This is a genomic window from Rufibacter latericius, from assembly GCF_003721515.1.
GTDB classification, from domain to species: Bacteria; Bacteroidota; Bacteroidia; order Cytophagales; family Hymenobacteraceae; genus Nibribacter; species Nibribacter latericius.
Map to the genome: position 1 here is coordinate 282,976 of NZ_RJJD01000004.1, position 18,370 is coordinate 301,345.

Below are 18,370 nucleotides of genomic sequence, written 5' to 3' on the forward strand. Positions count from 1 at the left end.
TGTAGAGACATCAATTGAACCGTTTCCTGAAGAAGGTTGTCAAGACAAATTTTCCTTTCGAAAATAAGAAGCAAATCTGGGAACGAAATGCTTTTCCTGGTCTTAGTTGATCTTGGAATTCAGGCATTAAGAAGTTAATTTTTTTTTGTTAAAAGGTTGGTAGTCAGAATGAAGCGTTTGTTTTAAGACTGAAGTGTTTTCCTGGGAACAGCAGAAAGGAAATTGCCAAGCTCTCCCTGAGTATCTGCCACAACCAGTTGCCAGATTGAGCGGTTCTTGGCAGGCGGTTTTGAGAGAAAGACGCAAGTAAATAAGCCCGTGAGGTGCAGTAGATACGGTTTTTCCAAGAGAAGGAATATGAATCTATTTTCAGCACCTTTTTCAGAAAAGAGCGCCAAAACAGGGTGCAGGCAGTACTAGACTAATCTTGGCCTGCGTTTTATATAATATCTAATTTAGGTTGTCAGCAAACAGATCATTCCCTACTTTTGTCAGATGTTCCCTGTAGAAAAGAATACGTTCTTTGCATTCTCGGGTAATCAACAGAATTCCCTGCCCTGGCAGAAACCCCGGTTCTTCCTCTTCAGGAGGAGGTATTGATATTTGATTACAGTACTAGAAAGTGGTCCCCCAGACTAAAAGAATGAAGGTGTTTTTAAGTAATAGCAGATTGTTCCCTATAAGTTTTATACAGACATCCGAAGAGAAATTTTCCTGCTTCTCCCCAACAAAGATTCCTCTGCCTGTCGCCGCTTTCCCTCCTCGGGTATTTCCCCCTTTTTTATATAGTGCCTTAAGACAGCCCATAACCAGATTAAGACAGATTGAATTGATAAAAACGACAGACAGACACAAAACAGAAACAACATGCAGGACAAACTAGTAAGGATTGGCGTCTTCTATGACGGCAATTATTTCTTACAGGTCAGCAACTACTACGCCTACGGCCATCAGCGCAAACGCAGGATAAGTATTTCTGGCCTTCATGATTTCATTCGGGAGCAGGTAGCCGAGGAAGAGAATGTGGACCCACGCTTCTGCCGGATCGTGGATGCCCATTATTTCAGGGGTCGCCTGAACGCGTATGAAGCCAGCCAGCGCGGCGATACCCTTTACTGGGACCGCGTATTTGATGACATCCTCATGTCTGAGGGCGTGACTACCCACTACCTGCCGGTACGCACTACACCGGAGGGGTACAAACAGGAACGCGGCATAGACGTGTGGTTGGCCTTGGAAGCCTTTGAGCAGGCCTTCTACAAACGGTTCGATGTATTGGTGCTGATTTCTTCAGACGGAGATTACGTGCCCATGGTACGCAAGGTGAATACCCTGGGAACCCGCGTGATGGCCCTTACCTGGGAGTTTGAATACACCACAGACAACGGGCAGCGCATGACTACGCGTCCGTCCCAGGATCTGCTGGCCGAGGTAACGTACCCGATGGCCATGCACGGCATCATTGACCAGCGCATTGCCCGTAACGATTCCGCTATCCAGCGGTTATTTGTGCAGCCAGACCAGAAGAGAAGCACCGTTACCCAGGACCATCATGATGACGATGAGTATGATACCACTGCCCAGATAGATGGGCACGGCGAAGGAGAGATCATGAGCCTGAAAAACGGGTACGGTTTCATCAAGTTCCCGCCCAACAACCTTTTCTTCCACTTCACCAATGTCCTTGACACAGACTTCAATGAACTGCATGTAGGAGACCGGGTAGAATTTGAGATTGAGAAAGATGATGAAGGCAATGACGTGGCCAAAAGCGTCAAACTTCTCTAACAGCCTGACTACCTGTTCCAGAAGAAACAGTTCTCTTGCGGCCCGACTAGCCTCAACCGAACGGTGATTTTACAGTGGCCTGACTAGCCGCTTTTGAAAGAGTGTTCACGGGTAGCCTGACTAGCTGCTCTTGAAAATTGAAAGGGGAAGCGTGACAAAGCTTCCCAAGACATAAACAACAAAGACAAAATATCAACGACATAAAATCAAAGGGGGAGCCGAGAGGCTCCCCCTTTTTCATTGGGAATAGGTATGCTGTTTTAGTGCTTCTTTCTGGAAACCAACCTTAAAGCGGGTTCAGAGCTGTGGTTTGGTCTATGAACAGAAAAGCATCATAGCGCTGGGGCAGAACCGTGGGGACGTAGTTTCCTGCCTCAGAAACGGGATTGTACTCCACCCCAATGGCCCGGTGTCCCCGTCGCTGCATGGCTTCCGGAATGTCTCGTAATTCACGCATCAACAGCAACTTGTTTCCGGGGCTATGCCGATGAAGGATGTCTTCCCAGCTGTTGTTCATAGCGGCGGGTACGTTCATGACCCTGGTTGCCCCGCCCCACATATTAGAGGCTACTACCTGGCCTTGGTACGAACCAAAGCCCACCAGGTAAACCCCCTGCTGCGCATGCTCCTCCCGCAGCAATTGCCCTATGTTGACCATTCCAGAGTTGGCCATGTCTGTGTAGCGGGCATCGCCTACGTGCGTGTTGTGGGCCCAGATAATGATTTTGGCTCCGTTTCCTTTGTGGGCCACCAAGCGGTTCACGGTTTCCTGCATGTGCCGGTCGCGCACGTTCCAGGAGCCTGTGCCGCTCCGCACCATCTGAAAGTAGTACCGCTCGGCGTTTACCGCTACCAGCGCGTTCTGTTCGGCGTTGAAAGCCGCTTCATCATTGGCGGGTTGCCGGGCTTTAAAAGCCTGCACGGCTTCCAGCAGTTTCTGGAGTTGGCCTGAGCAGGAGGCTCCCTGGGCGGTGGCTTGCGCATAAAGTTGCTCGTCGCGGTTGTAGGGAGCCAGGCAAGTCTGGGCATCGCGGGTCAGTTGGGCGATGGCCGGATCAGCGGTTTCCATATAGGTGCGTATTTCGTCCAGTGATTCCCAGAGGCTGTACACGTCCATGCCGTAGAAACCTACTTTCTGGTTCTGGGTTAGGGTTTGGTTGTGCTCCCGAAGCCAATCTGAGAAGGTGGCTACTTCCTGGTTGGCCCACATCCAGGTGGGCCACCGCTGGAAAGAAGCAACGGCTTGTTGTCCGGTTCCGCTGCCTTGCCCCTGAATGTACTGGTTCAGAGAATAGGCCGCGGGCCAGTCACCTTCCACCGCAATCAAGGTAAATCCTTTTTCCTGGATGAGTCTTTTGGAGAGGTTTGCCCTCCAGGTGTAAAACTCAGAGGTGCCGTGCGAGGCTTCCCCAATCAACACATATTGGCTGTTGCCTATCTCGTTCATCAGCAGGTCCAGGTCGCCCATGTTCTCTAAAGGGTACACTCCCTTCGTCAGGAATCCAGATCCCTGATTTACCTGGTCAAGGGTGTCTTCATCGGAGGAGCAAGAGTAAAGGCATACGCTTAACACCAACATCCAGAGCAATCGTAATTTTCCCATGTTCTTCTTCCTTTTAAGCTAATGTGAAGGTGTTCACCAGAAGGAATAGTCATAAACCGGTGTTGGCTGTGTATTCCAGGAGTATGCTTAAACGAAGAGGGGAAAGCTAAGTATTCTGAATTTCTACGGCATTTATGGGCGCAAATACCTGAATTGGCGTTTCGGCTTTTAGCGCGGCCTAGGTAGGTATTGTTTTACTTTAAGGTAGGAGGAACGCGGTGCGTTACTCTTGCACCGGTACCTGGGTTTGGGGCACGGAAGTATCCGGCGGAGTAAGGATCTCCGCCATGGGCGGAAGCCAATACGGCGTGCCGTATCTAGGGTTTAAGACCAGTTTGTTCCGCATCTCGTCCAAGGGGCTTTCTTCGTGCAGGCGGTGGAGCAGCTGCCAGGTGGCGGTGGCGTCTGGAAGAGCACGGTGCCAGCGGGTCAACGGAATGCCGTAGGCTTTGCACATGTCGGGCAGGTTGCGCGGTGAAGGCTGCCGTAATCGGCACACTGATAGTGTATCTAAAAAGGGATGCTGCACCGGACCCAATCTCAGCCTGCGGTAAGTGCTGTACAGAAACCCCAGGTCAAAAGGAGCATTGTGCGCCACCACCGTGCTATCACCTATGAACTCTTTGAGGATGGTGAAGGCGGCGCGTTCGTCCATGCCGTTGACCAAGTCCTCTGGGGTAATGCCGGTGATCTCGGTGATTTTCCTGGGGAGTTCTCCTTTCAACTTCACCAGCGTATGGAACCGGCCTGTGATCTGCCCATAGGCGCTTTTCACCGCCGCAATCTCAATCACCCGCCCTTTGCTGCCGCTTACCCCGGTGGTCTCAAAATCCAACGCCGTCACGTTGCTGAGGAGGGGGGTTAGCTGTGGAAAAAGCGGAAGAAAGGGAGCGTCAGACATCGGAAAAAATGAGTAGCTTGTAGCACGTATACGCAAGAAGCAAGTTCGGTTTTCAGGCCGGTTTTCAAAAACTACCCTTAAAACATATGGCAGCCGATGCGGTTTCCAGAGTTATTCTAAACACTTAATACAGGCAAGCGTGGGTACTACTCAATACGATGCAGTGGTGGTGGGTTCGGGGCCCAATGGGTTATCGGCGGCCATTGCGTTGCAACAGGCAGGGTTGGAGGTGTTGTTATTAGAAGGCAAAGACCAGATTGGCGGCGGATTGCGCTCGCAGGAATTGACCCTGCCGGGCTTTCTGCACGATGTGTGCTCGGCCATCCATCCGCTGGCGGCGGGTTCGCCTTTTTTCAAGACGCTTCCGTTGCAGGAACACGGTCTGGAGTTTGTCTACCCTGAGGTCTCGGCAGCGCACCCCTTTGACGGCGGAAGAGCGGCCGCCCTCCATCTGTCTCTGCAGGAAACAGCGCAGGCCCTGGGCAATGATAAACAGGCCTACCTGAACCTCATGCAGCCGCTGGTGAAAAGCTGGCCAGGCTTAGCGAAAGACGTATTAGGTCCTTTGCGCATTCCCAACCATCCCATTGATATGGCCGCTTTCGGGCTGAACGCCCTGACCTCGGCAACGTTCCTGGCCAACCGTTTCAAGACGCAGGAAGCCCGCGGTTTGTGGGCGGGTATGGCGGCGCACTCCATCCAGCCTTTGTCTAACCTCACTACCTCGGCCATTGGCTTGGTGCTTATGGCGGTGGGGCATTTACAGGGCTGGCCGGTGCCCAAAGGCGGTTCGCAGCAGATCGCCAACGCGTTGGCCTCTTACTTTGTGAGCCTGGGCGGAAAGATAGAGACCGGGCATTATGTGACTTCCCTGAAGCAGTTGCCAACGCACAAAGCCCTGTTGCTGGATGTGACGCCCAAGCAACTCCTGGTAATAGCCGGCGAGAAACTGTCTCCGTTCTACAAAAGTCAATTGAAGCGCTACCGCTACGGCATGGGCGTGTTCAAGATAGACTGGGCCCTGGACGGACCCATCCCGTTTACCGCTCCCGAGTGCCGGCAGGCCGGAACCATCCACCTGGGGAATACGCTGGAGGAAATCGCGGCCTCAGAAAAGGTGTCGGCCAGCGGAGGTCACCCCGAGAAACCGTTTGTGCTGTTGGCGCAACAGAGTCTTTTTGATTCCACCCGTGCTCCGCAAGGAAAGCACACCGCCTGGGCTTACTGCCACGTACCAAACGGTTCTACGGTAGACATGACCGAGGCCATTGAACGACAAGTAGAGCGTTTTGCGCCCGGTTTCCGCGATCTGATCCTGAAACGCCACACCCTGAACACTGCCCAGATGCAGGCTCATAATCCCAACTACATCGGCGGCGATATCAACGGCGGCATCATTGACCTGGGGCAGTTGTACACCCGTCCGGTAGTGACCTTGTCTCCGTACCAGACCTCGGCAAAGGGCATTTACCTTTGTTCCTCGTCTACGCCTCCGGGCGGAGGTGTGCACGGGATGTGCGGGTTCCATGCGGCCCGCCGGGCTTTGAAAGATGTGTTTCACCTATCGGCCCCAGTTTTAAAATAAGAATTTTCAGAACCGGATAGGGGTGTAGCCGAATATAGCGGTCTTACTATCTCATGAAGGGAAAAAAGCTCACCAGAAGCACCAGGTGCGGACGGTGGGCTTTATTCTTTTAGGGCTGTTTAGCGAAAAACGGCTTTAAAATGGATTTGCTTTCACCGATAGCCAACAGCAGAGAAGATGGTAAATGGAAGGTTCCCGCTGGTGCTTGTCCATCCATATCAGCTAGGAAGAGAGGAAGCGGTTGTTTAAGTTCTTTCCCGCCATCAGAGCGATGCAATTTCAATATCAGCACTGTTAATATCTTTCCACGCCTTTGGCTGGCTGCCATTCAGATTTGGGTTCAAAGTGCTGCCACAAGGTTTTGGAGACGGCTCTGATGAGGGCGTAACCGGCATTGTTGTATTCCCAGCTTTCGTCTTTCTGATTCTTGGTAATGATGCAGAAGACATAATCGCCATGCGGGGCGTTCACTAGTACCACCTCAGAACGTGACTGGTTCACAGCGCCTGATTTAGAGGCCGTGTGCACGTACGGGGGTATCTGTGAAAGGGCCTCGTTGTCAAAATAAATACGGCCCATGTTGCGGTACATGCGCTCGCTGGCCGCGGGGCTCACGGCTTTTCCATCCCGGATCATCGTCACCAGGCTAGCCATCTCGCGCGGGGTGGTCTGCCCCCAGCCGTACTTCTCCCAATTGGGTCTTCGGCCCGGGGTGCGGGAGTTCATGCGGGTATGGGTGAAACCGTTTTTCTCCAGCCAGACGTTAATGGCAGTTCCGCCACCCGCTAACTGTTGTAACCACAAACTGCCCGTGTTATCTGACGTGGTGATGCTGAGCATCTGAATCTTGCCTAAGGCCACCGTAGAACTGTCTTTGAAATTACCCACAATGTCTTCGCCGGCATAGTAGAGGGAATCGCGGTAGCGCAGGATGGTTTTAGGGTCTATCTCGCCTTTCTCTATTTTGTCAAACATGGCTACCATAATAGGAACCTTGATCATGCTGGCAGTGGGGAAGAGCGTGTCGGCGTTGATGGCCACTATGCGGCCCGTCTTCAGGTTCTTCACGTAAATGCCCACTTCCCCCTGGAAATCTTTGGTAAGCGCCTGAAGTTTTTGGGTAAGCTTGACGTCTGTTTTTTCTTTGGGAGCTTTCTGGGCAAAAGAGGCAAAACTAAACAACAACAAGACGGGCAGGAAGTAGCGACGGAGCATAGGTAAGAAGTGGTTTTGCGGGAAAAGGTACAAAGTTTTACTTATTTCCCAGTGATGGAAACTACCAAACTTTAACTCAGCTTTAAGCGTCTTTTCTCAAAAACAGGTTAAAAACAGCTAATGGTTTGTGGCTAAACCATCCAACAACCCAGATCTTGTATCTTGGAATTCAAGAAGAGGAACAGCTGTGGTCTTAAACTTTTAGGGGATCAGGTAAATTGCTTTACCTAAAATAATTCTATATTTAGAACAGAACCATTTAGGGGAATACAGAGTTGGTGCCCTTTTCCCCTTTTAACTACTTCACTTGCCAGAAAGCTTTAGGATAATGAAAAAAATATGTTCAATGCTTGTGCTTACGCTGTTTTCCTTGCCCTTTCTGCAAACTGAGTTGATAGCCCAAAGGCAGAAGTCTGTGAAAAGTACGAGTGCCAGGCAAGAAAACGGCTGGATCAATCTCTTCAACGGGAAAGACTTGCAGGGGTGGAAACAGGTGAATGGAAAGGCCTCTTACAGGGTAGAGAATGGGGTTATTGTAGGCACCACTGTGTCAGACTCTCCTAATAGCTTTTTGGTCACGGATAGACCCTACGGAGACTTTATTCTGGAATTTGAGATGCTGCTCCATAATGACCTCAACAGTGGGGTGCAGTTCAGAAGTATTTCGGATCCCGCTGTGATGAACGGCCGCGTGCATGGGTATCAGTTTGAGTTAGACCCATCGGACCGGAAATGGACCGGCGGTATTTATGATGAGGCTAGAAGGGAGTGGCTCTACCCCCTCTCCTTGAACCCCGGTGCGCAATCTGCCTTTAAGAAAGGAGCCTGGAACAAAGCCCGTATTGAAGCCATTGGGAATAAAATCACTACTTGGGTGAATGACGTGCCCGTTGCTTCTCTGGTAGACGCCATGACGCCCCAGGGTATTATAGCCCTGCAAGTGCATTCCATTGGAAAACCCGAAGATGCCGGCAAAGAGATAAAATGGCGGAACATTCGCATCAAAACCTCCAATTTGTCGCCCCGTTCCGGGCACAATGCTTTCGTGGTCAATCTGGTTCCCAATGCCCTTACGGAGCAGGAAAAAGCACAGGGCTGGAGCTTGCTCTGGGACGGGGCCACCACCAAAGGCTGGCGAGGGGCGCACCAGAAGGAGTTTCCGAAAGGCGGATGGCAGATAAAGAACGGCGAGCTGCAGGTGTTGGAGTCGGGCGGCGGCGAATCTGTGAACGGAGGCGATATTGTCACCGAAAAAGAGTTCGGGGCCTTTGAGCTGCAATTGGAGTTTAAGCTCACTGAAGGTGCCAACAGCGGCATCAAGTATTTTGTCACAGAGAAGGAGGAAGTAGGCCAGCGGTCTGCCATCGGTCTGGAGTACCAACTACTGGATGATGCCAAGCACCCAGATGCCAAAATGGGCCGCAACGGGAATAGGACGTTGGCCTCTTTGTATGATTTGATGACCTCAGAAAAGAACCCTCGTTTTGTGAAACCTATTGGGCAATGGAACCACGCTCTTCTGCGGGTGAAGCCAGATAACACCGTAGAGCATTGGCTAAACGGAATAAAGGTCCTGGAATACCAACGGGGTTCCCAGGCCTTCCGGGAACTGGTGGCCATCAGTAAATACAAAGACTGGAAGAACTTTGGCGAGGCCCAGAAAGGGCGCCTGTTGCTGCAAGACCACGGAAACAATGTCTCTTTCAGGAGCATCAAAGTAAGGGAGCTGCTATAGAAAAATTCCTTTGGAGTACTACCTGTTATACTGCTTCGGCGCCCATCAAACAAGAATACAACCCAAAAACAAACACGCATGGAACCTGCTAAAAATACTCGCCGCGATTTTATCAAGAAAGCTGTTTTAGGAACAGTAGGGCTGTCTTTGATGGGCATGAGTGCCAAAAGCTACGGCAGAATTCTTGGAGCCAATGACCGGGTTCAGGTAGGAATCATCGGGTTCTCTGACCGGTTCAAGCATTCGCTGCACCCCTCCTTTATGCACCATGCCAAGGAACTGAATTTTGAGTTTTCTGCAGTGTCTGATATCTGGAACCGCCGCCGTGACGAGGCAGAGGCTTTTATAAAGGAGAAGCAGAACTCTAAAATAAAGAAGTACCGTAACAATGATGAACTATATGGTAATAAAGACATAGACGCCGTCATCATCAGTACCGCTGACTTCCAGCACGCCCTCATGGGGGTGGAGGCGGTGCGCAATGGCAAGGACGTGTACCTGGAGAAACCCATGGCGGAAACCATGGAGGATGCCCGGGCTATTCTGCAGGCGGTGGAGCAAACTGGTAAAATAGTGCAGATTGGTTCTCAGCGCCGGAGTGCCCCTAATTACATTGCGGCCAATGAATACATCAAGTCCGGCAAGTTTGGCGACATCAAAATGGTAGAGATGACCTGGAACGTGAACCAGCCGGGCCGCTGGCGCAGACCAGACCTGGTGAGTCAAATCCGGAAGGAAGACACTGATTGGGACCGTTTTCTTATGGACCGACCTAAAGTAGCTTGGGATCCGCGCAAATTTCTGGAGTACCGGTTGTTCTGGCCTTATTCGTCTGGTATTCCCGGGCAATGGATGTCCCACCAGATTGACACGGTGCACTGGTTTACAGACCTGGAGCACCCCAGAAGCGTGGTGGCCAACGGCGGTATTTACATGTGGCATGACGGGCGTGAAAACCCAGATACCCTCACCGCGGTGTTTGAGTATGGCCCGGAGAATGACCCCGCTAAGAATTTCCAGGTGGTGTACTCCTCCAGGTTCAGCAATTCGGCCGGAGGCATCAAGGAACTTTATTACTCCAATGGAGGCATGCTGAACCTGGACACAAACAAAATCACCTCAGAGGGCGGGCTTACCAAAAACATGGCCAGTGAAATGCGGATGCAGCCCAACCTACTGCAGGACTACACCCTGCCTAGCGACAGCAAAATAGCAACCGAGGCCAACACCGGCGGAGATCCTATGACGTCACTGCACATGCGCAACTGGATGGAGTGCGTACGGAGCCGGAAGACACCTAATGCTTCGGTAAAAGCGGGCTACGATCATTCGGTTGCCAACATCATGACCAGAGTAGCCATGCAAACCGGTAAACGGGTAACCTTCAACGCCGCCAAGCAAGAGGTGGTCATTAGCTAAAAGTAGATTTTACGAAAGGCTTCCTGCTTGGGCTTTTGCAGCACAATAGGTAAATCAACACTAGCTCTAACATCATCATCATTACTTCCTTCAAAGCAGGGCGCGACCTTAGGGCAGTGTTCTCATGTATTGCCTTGGGTCAAATTTTGGAATGAGAAACACGATTACCTTTTTTCTTTTACTGTTTATTGGCTGCGCTTTCTGCTTTTGCAAGCAAAAGAGGGTTGATGAGCAAAAACAAGTATCTGCCGCTGACTTCAGTGAAGAATCTTCTCCCGTCGTTTCTCCGCAGGAATCTATCGGTCTCATGCAAGTGGCAGAAGGGTTTGAGGTAGTCCTGGTAGCTGCCGAGCCGCTGGTCAGTTCCCCGGTAGCGTTGTCTTTTGATGAACAAGGCCGAATGTGGGTAGTAGAAATGACGGGCTATATGCCAGATACTACCGGTGCCGGAGAAGATTTGCCTACCGGTAAAATCGTGATTCTGGAAGATACCAACCAGGATGGGGTGGCAGATACCCGCAAGGTATTTCTTGATTCCTTGAGAATGCCAAGAGCTATCTGTCTGGTGGGAGATGGTATATTAGTGGCGGAGCCTCCTAGTTTGTGGTACTATGAGATAAAGCAAGGCAAGCCCGGTAAGCGCACGCTGGTAGATGCAGCCTACGCCGAAGGAGGCAATGTGGAACATCAACCAAATGGCCTGCTCCGCGCACTGGACAACTGGATATACAGCGCCAAGTCTGACAAGCGCTACCGAAAAGTAGGCGATACCTGGGTAAAGCAGCAAACCCACTTCAGGGGACAATGGGGAATCTCCCAGGATGATGCTGGCAGGTTATTCTACAATACGAACTCTGAAAATCTGCTGGGCGATTATTTTATGCCCGGCTTCGGCGCTGCAAACCAGAACCAAAAAGCCGTGGCTGGTTTCAATGAGAAGATAGTAGCCAATAACAGCGTATACCCCATCAGGCCCACTACGGGCGTTAACAGAGGATATCTGGAAGGAGTTTTAGATGATAGTCTCAGGTTGGTGAGTTTTACGGCCGCCAGTTCGCCATTGGTATACCGGGGAGCTTTATTTGGGAAAGAGCACACAGGAGATGTTTTTGTGGCTGAGCCGGCGGCTAACCTCATCAAGCGCAATACACTGCAAACAAACGGATACCTTACAACGGGTAAGCAAGCCTATAAAGGAAAAGAATTCCTGGCCAGCGTAGATGAGCGTTTCAGGCCGGTAAGCTTATACAATGCCCCAGATGGTAGTCTGGTGGTGGTGGATATGTACCGTGGCATTATTCAGCATAAAACCTACCTAACTCCTTACCTTAAAAAGGAGATTGCGAAACGCAACTTAACCCAGCCCCTGCTTTCTGGGCGTATTTATAAAATCGTCCCCAAAAACAGCAAGGTCAGAAAGATGACCATGCCCAAAGATGCGGTAAAGCTGGTGAAACTGTTAGGTCATGAAAACGGATGGATACGGGATAAAGCCCAGCAACTTTTGATTGACCAGGAGGCGCGGCGCATTATTCCAGAACTCCGGCAGGCGCTGGTAAAATCTAGAAATCCCTTACTGGTGACTCACGCGCTCTGGACCCTAGAAGGTCTGAATGCACTTCGGGCGGAGGAGGTGGCATTTTTGCTGCGACATCATGACCCCTTAATTAGAGTACAGGGGTTGAGTGCATTGCCCTCTATCTTAAGTGGTGCTACCTATCAGCAGTTTATGCCCGTATTCCAAGAAATGGTCAATAAACCTGATACACTAGTTGCACCATACCTGGCTTTTCTGGCGAACCATCTAAGGCCTTTTGACCAAGAAGGGGCAAACTCTTTGCTAAAGCAAGTTGTAAGGAAGCACCCAACTAACAGGTACGTGGCAGATGCGGTCATCAGCAGCCTGTCAGGGCGGGAAGAATCTTTCCAGAAAGCGATGCTGTCTTTTGTTCCTGATACGGCGACGGCCCTGCACCGGCAGTTACAGCAGGTATTCGCTTATAAGAAAGAGGCACAGGATAACCGCAATAAGGAGGCGGTGCTAAAACAATTTCCGAGGGGAGCGGCTATGTATGCCACTTCCTGCCAAACCTGCCACGGCCCAGACGGAAACGGGGTGAAATCTCTGGCGCCTCCTCTTAATCATTCTGAATGGGTCACAGGAAACAAAAGCAGGCTCGCCGCAATTGTGTTATATGGCCTGACTGGTCCGGTCAACGTGAACGGGCATGTCTACAAAGCACCAGAAATCAATGGTGACATGCCCGGGATAGGGTACAGCCAGAATTTGCCAGAGGAAGACGTGGCAGAGTTACTAAGCTACATCCGGAAGTCTTGGAAAAATAAAGCAAGCACTGTACACCCAGAAGAGGTGAAAAAAGTAAAACAGAAATTCAAGAATCGGCAGAAAGCTTTCACCGCGGAGGAACTGAACTACTTGTTTTAGGACACCTTCATTTCCAGAGTTTTTGCCCTGGTTTTACAGATTTAAATCAAAAACAGGTTTATGTCTGAGAGGTGAATTGGTTAGGGTACACACCAATATTGGCTGTTTTGAGGGGATTTTATAGAAATCAGGCTTAAAACAGTAGTAGTAAGAAGGAGTTCTCAAATGGGTGCTATGGAAAGCCGAGAGTTACAGCAAGCTGAAGCTTTTCATTGCTACGTGATGAAAAGTTAAGGAAAGTAGACTATTAAGCGGCCGCTACTTTCTCTACCACCTTCGGCTCGATGTCAAACAGGAAGTGGTTGAGTTTGGAACGCAGGTCAGCTGCGGAGAGGTTGCGGTAGACCTCGCCGTTACGTACCAAGGCAATCTGGCCGGTTTCCTCTGAGACTACCAGCACCACGCTGTCGGTGACTTCTGAGAGCCCGATGGCGGCGCGATGGCGGAGGCCCATGGAGGCGGGCACATCGTTGCTTTCGGTGACGGGCAAAATACAGCGGGCGGCTTTGATGCGGTTCCCCTGAACAATGACGGCGCCGTCGTGCAGGGGGCTATTTTTGTTGAAGATGGAGATAAGCAGACGCTTGCTCACAATGGCGTCAATGGCATCGCCGGACTCCGCGAAATAGCGCAGTTCTGAGCTTCGGGCAAAGACGATCAACGCGCCGGTGTTCTTTCCGGCCAGTGATTTGGCGGCTTCAATGAAAGGGGTGATGGAGAGTTTGTCTATGTTCTCGGTGCGGCGCCACGGAAATCCTTTGAAAAGGCGCTCGTTGTTGAACGCGGTGGTTTTGCCTATCATGAGCAGGAATCGCCTGATTTCGGGCTGAAATACGATAATCGCCGCTAAAACGCCCACGCCCATGAACTGCCCCAGAATGATGGTGAGCAGTTCCATGCCGGCGGCTTTCACCACCAGGTACAAGAGGTAGATGGAGAGCAAGCCTAAGAAAATCTTGAGAGCCACGCTTCCGGTCAGGAGTTTATAGAGTTGGTACAAAAGCACCGTCACCAATAAGACATCAATGATGTCCAGCCACTCTATGTCTAAAAACCCTATGGAAAACAATGAAATCACGCCGTCAACATCTTTTTAACTATCTCTATCGCATGTACCGCCTCCTTCACATCGTGCACCCGCAGAATATCTGCCCCGTTCAGTAACGCCAGGGTGTTAGCAACAATTGTGCCCGTAAGGGCTTCCTCAGGGCCTACGTGCAGCGGTTTGTAGGTCATGGATTTGCGGGAAAGCCCTATTAATATCGGTAACTCAAATACTTCCAGTTCTTTAAGGCGGCGCAACAGCTGGTAATTCTGGTTTACATTTTTTGCGAAACCAAAACCCGGGTCCAGCAGAATGTCTTTTACGCCGGCTGCTCTCAGCTGCGCCACCCGTTCGGCAAAGAAGGAGAATACCTCTTCCATGAGCCCCTGTTCGTATTGGTTCAGGGACGCCATGTTCTGCGGCGTGCCGCGCATGTGCATCAGGATATACGGGACTCCCAACCTGCCCGCCGTGGCGAACATGGCCTCGTCTAAGGTGCCGCCGGAGACATCGTTGATCAGGTGTGCCCCGTGCCGGACTGCCTCTTCCGCTACCCGGGCCCTGAAGGTGTCAATGGACAGCAATGCCTCAGGGAAAGCCTTGGAGAGCGCCTCTATAATGGGTAATACGCGATTTAGCTCTTCCTGTTCAGAAACCTCGGGAGCGCCGGGCCGGGTAGAATATCCGCCAATGTCCAGGAAGGTGGCACCTTCCTCCAGCATCTTCCCGGCCTGGGCCAGTGCCTGGTCTATGCCTTGCAGGCGGCTGTCGGCGTAGAAGGAATCTGGCGTGGCGTTGAGAATACCCATCACCGTGGGCTGCTGCAACAAGACCAACCGACCACCACAGTTTAAGGTGGTTTTTTTGCAAAAAAGTGTATCTTTCGCGTTCAATTGGCCTATTTCCATTTCCTATAAAAGTAAAGCGAAAAACTTGATTCACCAAACTGCCCAGGAGTACAACCGCGTGATAGAAGCATGCCAGCGCCTGTTTTTACAGAAAACCCAGGATTATGGCACCGCTTGGCGAATTCTTCGTCTGCCTTCCCTCACCGATCAGATTTTTATCAAGGCACAGCGCATAAGGTCTATCCAGGAGAAAGGCACGCAGAAGATCCAGGACGATATCGCCTCTGAGTTTGTGGCCATCGTGAACTACTGCGTGATTGCCTTGATGCAGGAACAACTGCTAGACCAGGGCGAAATGGAGCAGGCATTGCCGGTGGAGCGGGTTCGGGAACTGTACGAGGAGGAGATCAGGAAAACGCAGGCTTTGCAGGAAGACAAGAACCATGACTACGGCGAGGCTTGGCGCAGCATGCGCGTGGAGTCCATGACCGATCTGATTCTCATGAAGATATACCGCACCAAACAGATTGAAGACAATGCCGGCCACACGCTGGTGTCTGAAGGAGTGGAGGCCAATTACCGTGACATGCTCAACTATGCCGTTTTCTGCCTGATAAAACTAAACTATCCTAACCATGGTACTCCGTCTGCTTAGTAGATTCGCTTGGGTTGTAGTAGGCGGATTGTTCATTTTCTCGGGCCTGATCAAGTTGAATGATCCGGTGGGCACCGCTATCAAGCTGGAGGAATACTTTGAGGTGTTCTCTGTGGATTTCTCCTCGGTGTTTCTTTCGCTCAAGCCCTTTGCCTTGTACCTCTCCATTTTTCTGAGTACACTGGAAGTGGTGCTGGGCGTGGCCTTGCTGGTGCGCTGGAAACTGAACACCGTGCTTTGGCTGCTCTTTGTTTTGATCCTGTTTTTTACTTCGCTCACGTTCTACTCGGCGTACTTCAACAAAGTAACCGATTGCGGTTGCTTCGGGGATGCGATCAAGTTGACCCCGTGGGAGTCGTTCACCAAAGACATCATCTTGCTGGTGCTCATCCTATTGTTGCTGTTCACCCAGCGGCAGTTGCTTTCCCTGGGCCAGATCAACCGAGGTGTCACCGGTGCCATTGTGTTGGTTTCCCTGATTTTCTCTTTGACTATTAGCGTTTATGCCTATCGGAACGAGCCGTTCCTGGATTTCAGGGCGTACCGGGTAGGAGCCAATATCCCTAAGTTGATGAAGCCCTCTGCCCCGCTGCGGTACCAATACGTAATGGTGAAGAACGGCCAGGAAACCACTTTTGCAAACTATCCAACCGATACCACTTACAAGTTCAAGCAGATGGTGCCGCTTAACCCTGAGGATGGGCCCAAGATCACGGACTTCAACATCTGGAACGACCAAGGCGATTTCACCCAGGAAATGTTCCTGGGCAACCGGCTCCTGATTTTGGTGAAAGATGTGAACAAGGCAGATCACGAGAGCTTCAAAGAAATCAACGCCTTGCTGGCCGGACTGGAGAAAGACCAAAGCCCAAAGGTGGTGCCCGTAGTGATTACTTCCAGCAGCAGTCAGGAGTTCGATGTGTTCCGGCACGAGGTCAACTTGTCCGCCCCTTATTTCTTCGCCGATGCCACCGTCCTGAAAACCATGATCCGCTCCAATCCGGGATTGTTGCTGTTCAAGAACGGCGTAGTGGTGGGCAAATGGCATTACAACAACACCCCCACGTTGCAGGAAGTACAGGAAAAGGTGCAATAAAGGATGGAAAGTTGGAGGGAATAAGGTAATGATCGTTTTAAGGTCCATTTCTGAAAAACAAGCCTAAATCGCATTAACCAGATTCTTCTTTCATTCACACCCATTTATTGCGCAATTTCACCCTCACCCATCCAAAACTTTGGTTATGTCCTCCGTTCAAAGCAATCCGGCATCTAAAATTTTTCTGGTAGGAATGCCGGGTTGCGGAAAATCTACGGTGGGGAAGGTGCTGGCCCAGGAGCTAGGCTACCACTTCCTGGACCTGGACACCTTGATTGAAGAGCAGGAAAAGCAAACCGTGCCTCAGGTGTTTGAACAACAGGGGCAGGCATACTTTCGGCAAGCCGAAGCCAAGGCTTTGCGCCTGGCGGCCGCCCGACCTGAGAACCTGGTGCTGGCTACCGGCGGCGGGGCGCCCTGCTTCTGCGAGAACATGGATTTCATGGTTTCCCATGGCAAGCCAATTTATCTGCGGCTTTCACCGGAGAATTTAGTAGACCGGTTATCAAGCCAGGATCTGCAGGCAAGGCCTTTGCTACGCGATAAAAGTTCTGCTGAGTTATTGCGTTATCTCTCTGAAACTCTGCGAGAACGCGAGGTGTTTTACAAGAAAGCATCTCTGGTGGTGCCCGCCGCCGAGGGTTCTGTGGCAGACGTTGCTCAGGCCATCGTACAGCTTCTTCTCGCCCCCTGATGTCTAATGGGTGGCCGGTTCTGGATAATTTTGATTATTTTTGCACGTTTCACAGCAAGAAACGTTTCTTCTAATTTTCACTTACTATGAAACCGAATCATAAAGGATCTGCGACTCTTTTCAAGAATCCGGTGCTGGAGCGACTTACCCACACGCACATCGCCATTCCAATTTCTATCTTCCTGGTCATCGCTATTGGTTTGCTGATGTATGGTTTCAGGTACGGCTTTCTGGATGTGCTGTCTGCCGTAGGGCTTTTTATAGCAGGCTGGCTTCTATTCTCTTTGGTAGAGTACATGGCCCATCGCTACATTTTCCATATGGAGCCTACCAATGAGTTCAAGAAGAACATCCAATACACGTTCCATGGAAACCACCACGACTACCCAAAAGACAAGACCCGGCTGGCCATGCCGCCCATTGTGAGTTTGTTTATCGCCTCGTTTTTCTTTTTCGTGTTCAAATTGATTTTCGGGACGATGGTGTTTGGTTTGGTGGCCGGTTTCCTTTTTGGGTACGCGCTATACCTTTTTGTGCACTACGCCGTGCACGCCTATGCCCCACCTAAGAACTTCCTGAAACAGCTCTGGATTCATCACAGCATTCACCACTACAAAGACCCTGAACGGGCCTACGGTGTTTCTTCCCCGCTTTGGGACTGGATTCTGGGAACCATGCCAGAACAACGTAAGAGATAATCTCAACAGCCCTTAAACAGAGAAGGCCACCTGCACAAGGTGGCCTTCTCTGTTTAAGGGCTGTTGGAGTAAATGGAGCCTATAACCGGTTTCTTCCCCCTCCCCGTATTTTACGGAGTAGCCACATGATCAAAGCGATCACGATCACGATGATGATAACGGCCGTCCACATACCTGCCTGAAAGATATCCCCGATGACGTCACAGCTGGAAAGCGTCATGGTCAGGAGCAACATGAACGAAAAGAAGTATGCTTGTAAATTTTTCATATTAGTATTTTTTAAGTCAGTTATAAAAGATTGGTTTACACCAGAGAACTATATGATATTCTGAATACTCTTTTTATACAAAAAGGTTGAATGTCTAGCCTGCACAGATTTGCTTTGCCCAGCTTTCGTCTATTAAGCAAAGTTGTTTTGTGTGATCAAATTCTTTCGGATTAAGTAGGTGAAGTGGTTGGCATGAAGGTGTTCTTATCATTGAAGAGCGATAAATGGGATAAGAATCCTTGGCATTGGAACTCAATCTAAGAAGCTCCATAGGTACTGTTCTCCCAGATTGTTTTAGGCCTCCTTTTCGGAAAACAAGCCTAAAATGAGTGACGGGTTTTCTTTTTACACGAAGAATTAGGTACTGAAAGATG

At 50.6% G+C, this 18,370-nt stretch carries 16 protein-coding genes; 9 read left to right on the top strand and 7 right to left on the bottom strand.

The genetic code is table 11. The features are described 5' to 3' along the window. The first annotated feature begins 867 nt into the window (after nucleotides 1-867). The gene (locus EFB08_RS09130) at nucleotides 868-1,788 is read left to right on the top strand and encodes an NYN domain-containing protein (protein ID WP_123126633.1); all 921 of its coding nucleotides are present in this window, start codon (nucleotides 868-870) and stop codon (nucleotides 1,786-1,788) included. A 286-nt stretch (nucleotides 1,789-2,074) separates the two neighbouring features. Here EFB08_RS09130 and EFB08_RS09135 read toward each other — a convergent pair whose 3' ends face one another. Continuing rightward, a complete protein-coding gene (locus EFB08_RS09135; RefSeq protein WP_123126634.1) occupies nucleotides 2,075-3,391 on the bottom strand; it encodes an erythromycin esterase family protein in 1,317 nt (438 codons plus the stop codon). A gap of 223 nt (nucleotides 3,392-3,614) precedes the next feature. Continuing rightward, entirely contained in the window at nucleotides 3,615-4,292 is a 678-nt protein-coding gene (locus tag EFB08_RS09140) for a 3'-5' exonuclease (protein ID WP_123126635.1), read from the bottom strand. Nucleotides 4,293-4,431: 139 nt separating this feature from the next. Between EFB08_RS09140 and EFB08_RS09145 the strand changes: the two genes are divergently transcribed. Next, entirely contained in the window at nucleotides 4,432-5,877 is a 1,446-nt protein-coding gene (locus tag EFB08_RS09145) for a phytoene desaturase family protein (protein WP_123126636.1), read from the top strand. Between the two features lie 109 nt (nucleotides 5,878-5,986). Here EFB08_RS09145 and EFB08_RS09150 read toward each other — a convergent pair whose 3' ends face one another. Then, on the bottom strand, nucleotides 5,987-6,205 hold the full coding sequence (locus tag EFB08_RS09150; RefSeq protein WP_125077691.1) for an RNA methyltransferase: 219 nt from the start codon (nucleotides 6,203-6,205) through the stop codon (nucleotides 5,987-5,989). Then, complete coding sequence (locus EFB08_RS09155; RefSeq protein ID WP_123126747.1) at nucleotides 6,172-7,092, bottom strand: serine hydrolase; 921 nt, start codon at nucleotides 7,090-7,092, stop codon at nucleotides 6,172-6,174. The genes EFB08_RS09150 and EFB08_RS09155 overlap by 34 nt, the downstream gene beginning before the upstream one ends. Before the next feature lie 415 nt (nucleotides 7,093-7,507). On the opposite strand from EFB08_RS09155, the gene EFB08_RS09160 reads away from it, so the two are divergent. The 3 genes from EFB08_RS09160 (at nucleotide 7,508) to EFB08_RS09170 (ending at nucleotide 12,692) form a co-directional block, all read left to right on the top strand. Continuing rightward, entirely contained in the window at nucleotides 7,508-8,827 is a 1,320-nt protein-coding gene (locus EFB08_RS09160; protein WP_227006275.1) for a 3-keto-disaccharide hydrolase, read from the top strand. Nucleotides 8,828-8,905: 78 nt separating this feature from the next. Further along, nucleotides 8,906-10,246 (top strand): Gfo/Idh/MocA family oxidoreductase, encoded by a 1,341-nt coding sequence (locus tag EFB08_RS09165; RefSeq protein ID WP_123126639.1) that lies wholly within the window; start codon nucleotides 8,906-8,908, stop codon nucleotides 10,244-10,246. Nucleotides 10,247-10,397: 151 nt separating this feature from the next. Then, nucleotides 10,398-12,692: a DUF7133 domain-containing protein gene (locus EFB08_RS09170; RefSeq protein WP_123126640.1), complete on the top strand. Its 2,295-nt coding sequence runs from the start codon at nucleotides 10,398-10,400 to the stop codon at nucleotides 12,690-12,692. Nucleotides 12,693-12,939: 247 nt separating this feature from the next. On the opposite strand, the gene cdaA is transcribed toward EFB08_RS09170, so the two are convergent. After that, nucleotides 12,940-13,770: a diadenylate cyclase CdaA gene (gene cdaA / locus EFB08_RS09175; protein WP_123126641.1), complete on the bottom strand. Its 831-nt coding sequence runs from the start codon at nucleotides 13,768-13,770 to the stop codon at nucleotides 12,940-12,942. Then, on the bottom strand, nucleotides 13,767-14,645 hold the full coding sequence (gene folP, locus EFB08_RS09180) for a dihydropteroate synthase (protein WP_123126642.1): 879 nt from the start codon (nucleotides 14,643-14,645) through the stop codon (nucleotides 13,767-13,769). Before folP ends, cdaA begins: the two co-directional genes overlap by 4 nt. A 25-nt stretch (nucleotides 14,646-14,670) precedes the next feature. On the opposite strand from folP, the gene EFB08_RS09185 reads away from it, so the two are divergent. From EFB08_RS09185 to EFB08_RS09200, 4 genes are all read left to right on the top strand, one after another. After that, a complete protein-coding gene (locus EFB08_RS09185) occupies nucleotides 14,671-15,240 on the top strand; it encodes a DUF1599 domain-containing protein (protein ID WP_123126643.1) in 570 nt (189 codons plus the stop codon). Beyond that, entirely contained in the window at nucleotides 15,221-16,336 is a 1,116-nt protein-coding gene (locus tag EFB08_RS09190) for a BT_3928 family protein (protein ID WP_123126644.1), read from the top strand. The genes EFB08_RS09185 and EFB08_RS09190 overlap by 20 nt, the downstream gene beginning before the upstream one ends. A 145-nt stretch (nucleotides 16,337-16,481) precedes the next feature. Beyond that, entirely contained in the window at nucleotides 16,482-17,030 is a 549-nt protein-coding gene (locus EFB08_RS09195) for a shikimate kinase (protein ID WP_123126645.1), read from the top strand. 86 nt (nucleotides 17,031-17,116) lie between these two features. Then, on the top strand, nucleotides 17,117-17,728 hold the full coding sequence (locus EFB08_RS09200) for a sterol desaturase family protein (RefSeq protein ID WP_123126646.1): 612 nt from the start codon (nucleotides 17,117-17,119) through the stop codon (nucleotides 17,726-17,728). Nucleotides 17,729-17,807: 79 nt separating this feature from the next. On the opposite strand, the gene EFB08_RS09205 is transcribed toward EFB08_RS09200, so the two are convergent. Beyond that, complete coding sequence (locus EFB08_RS09205) at nucleotides 17,808-17,996, bottom strand: hypothetical protein (protein WP_123126647.1); 189 nt, start codon at nucleotides 17,994-17,996, stop codon at nucleotides 17,808-17,810. Nucleotides 17,997-18,370: the final 374 nt, after the last annotated feature.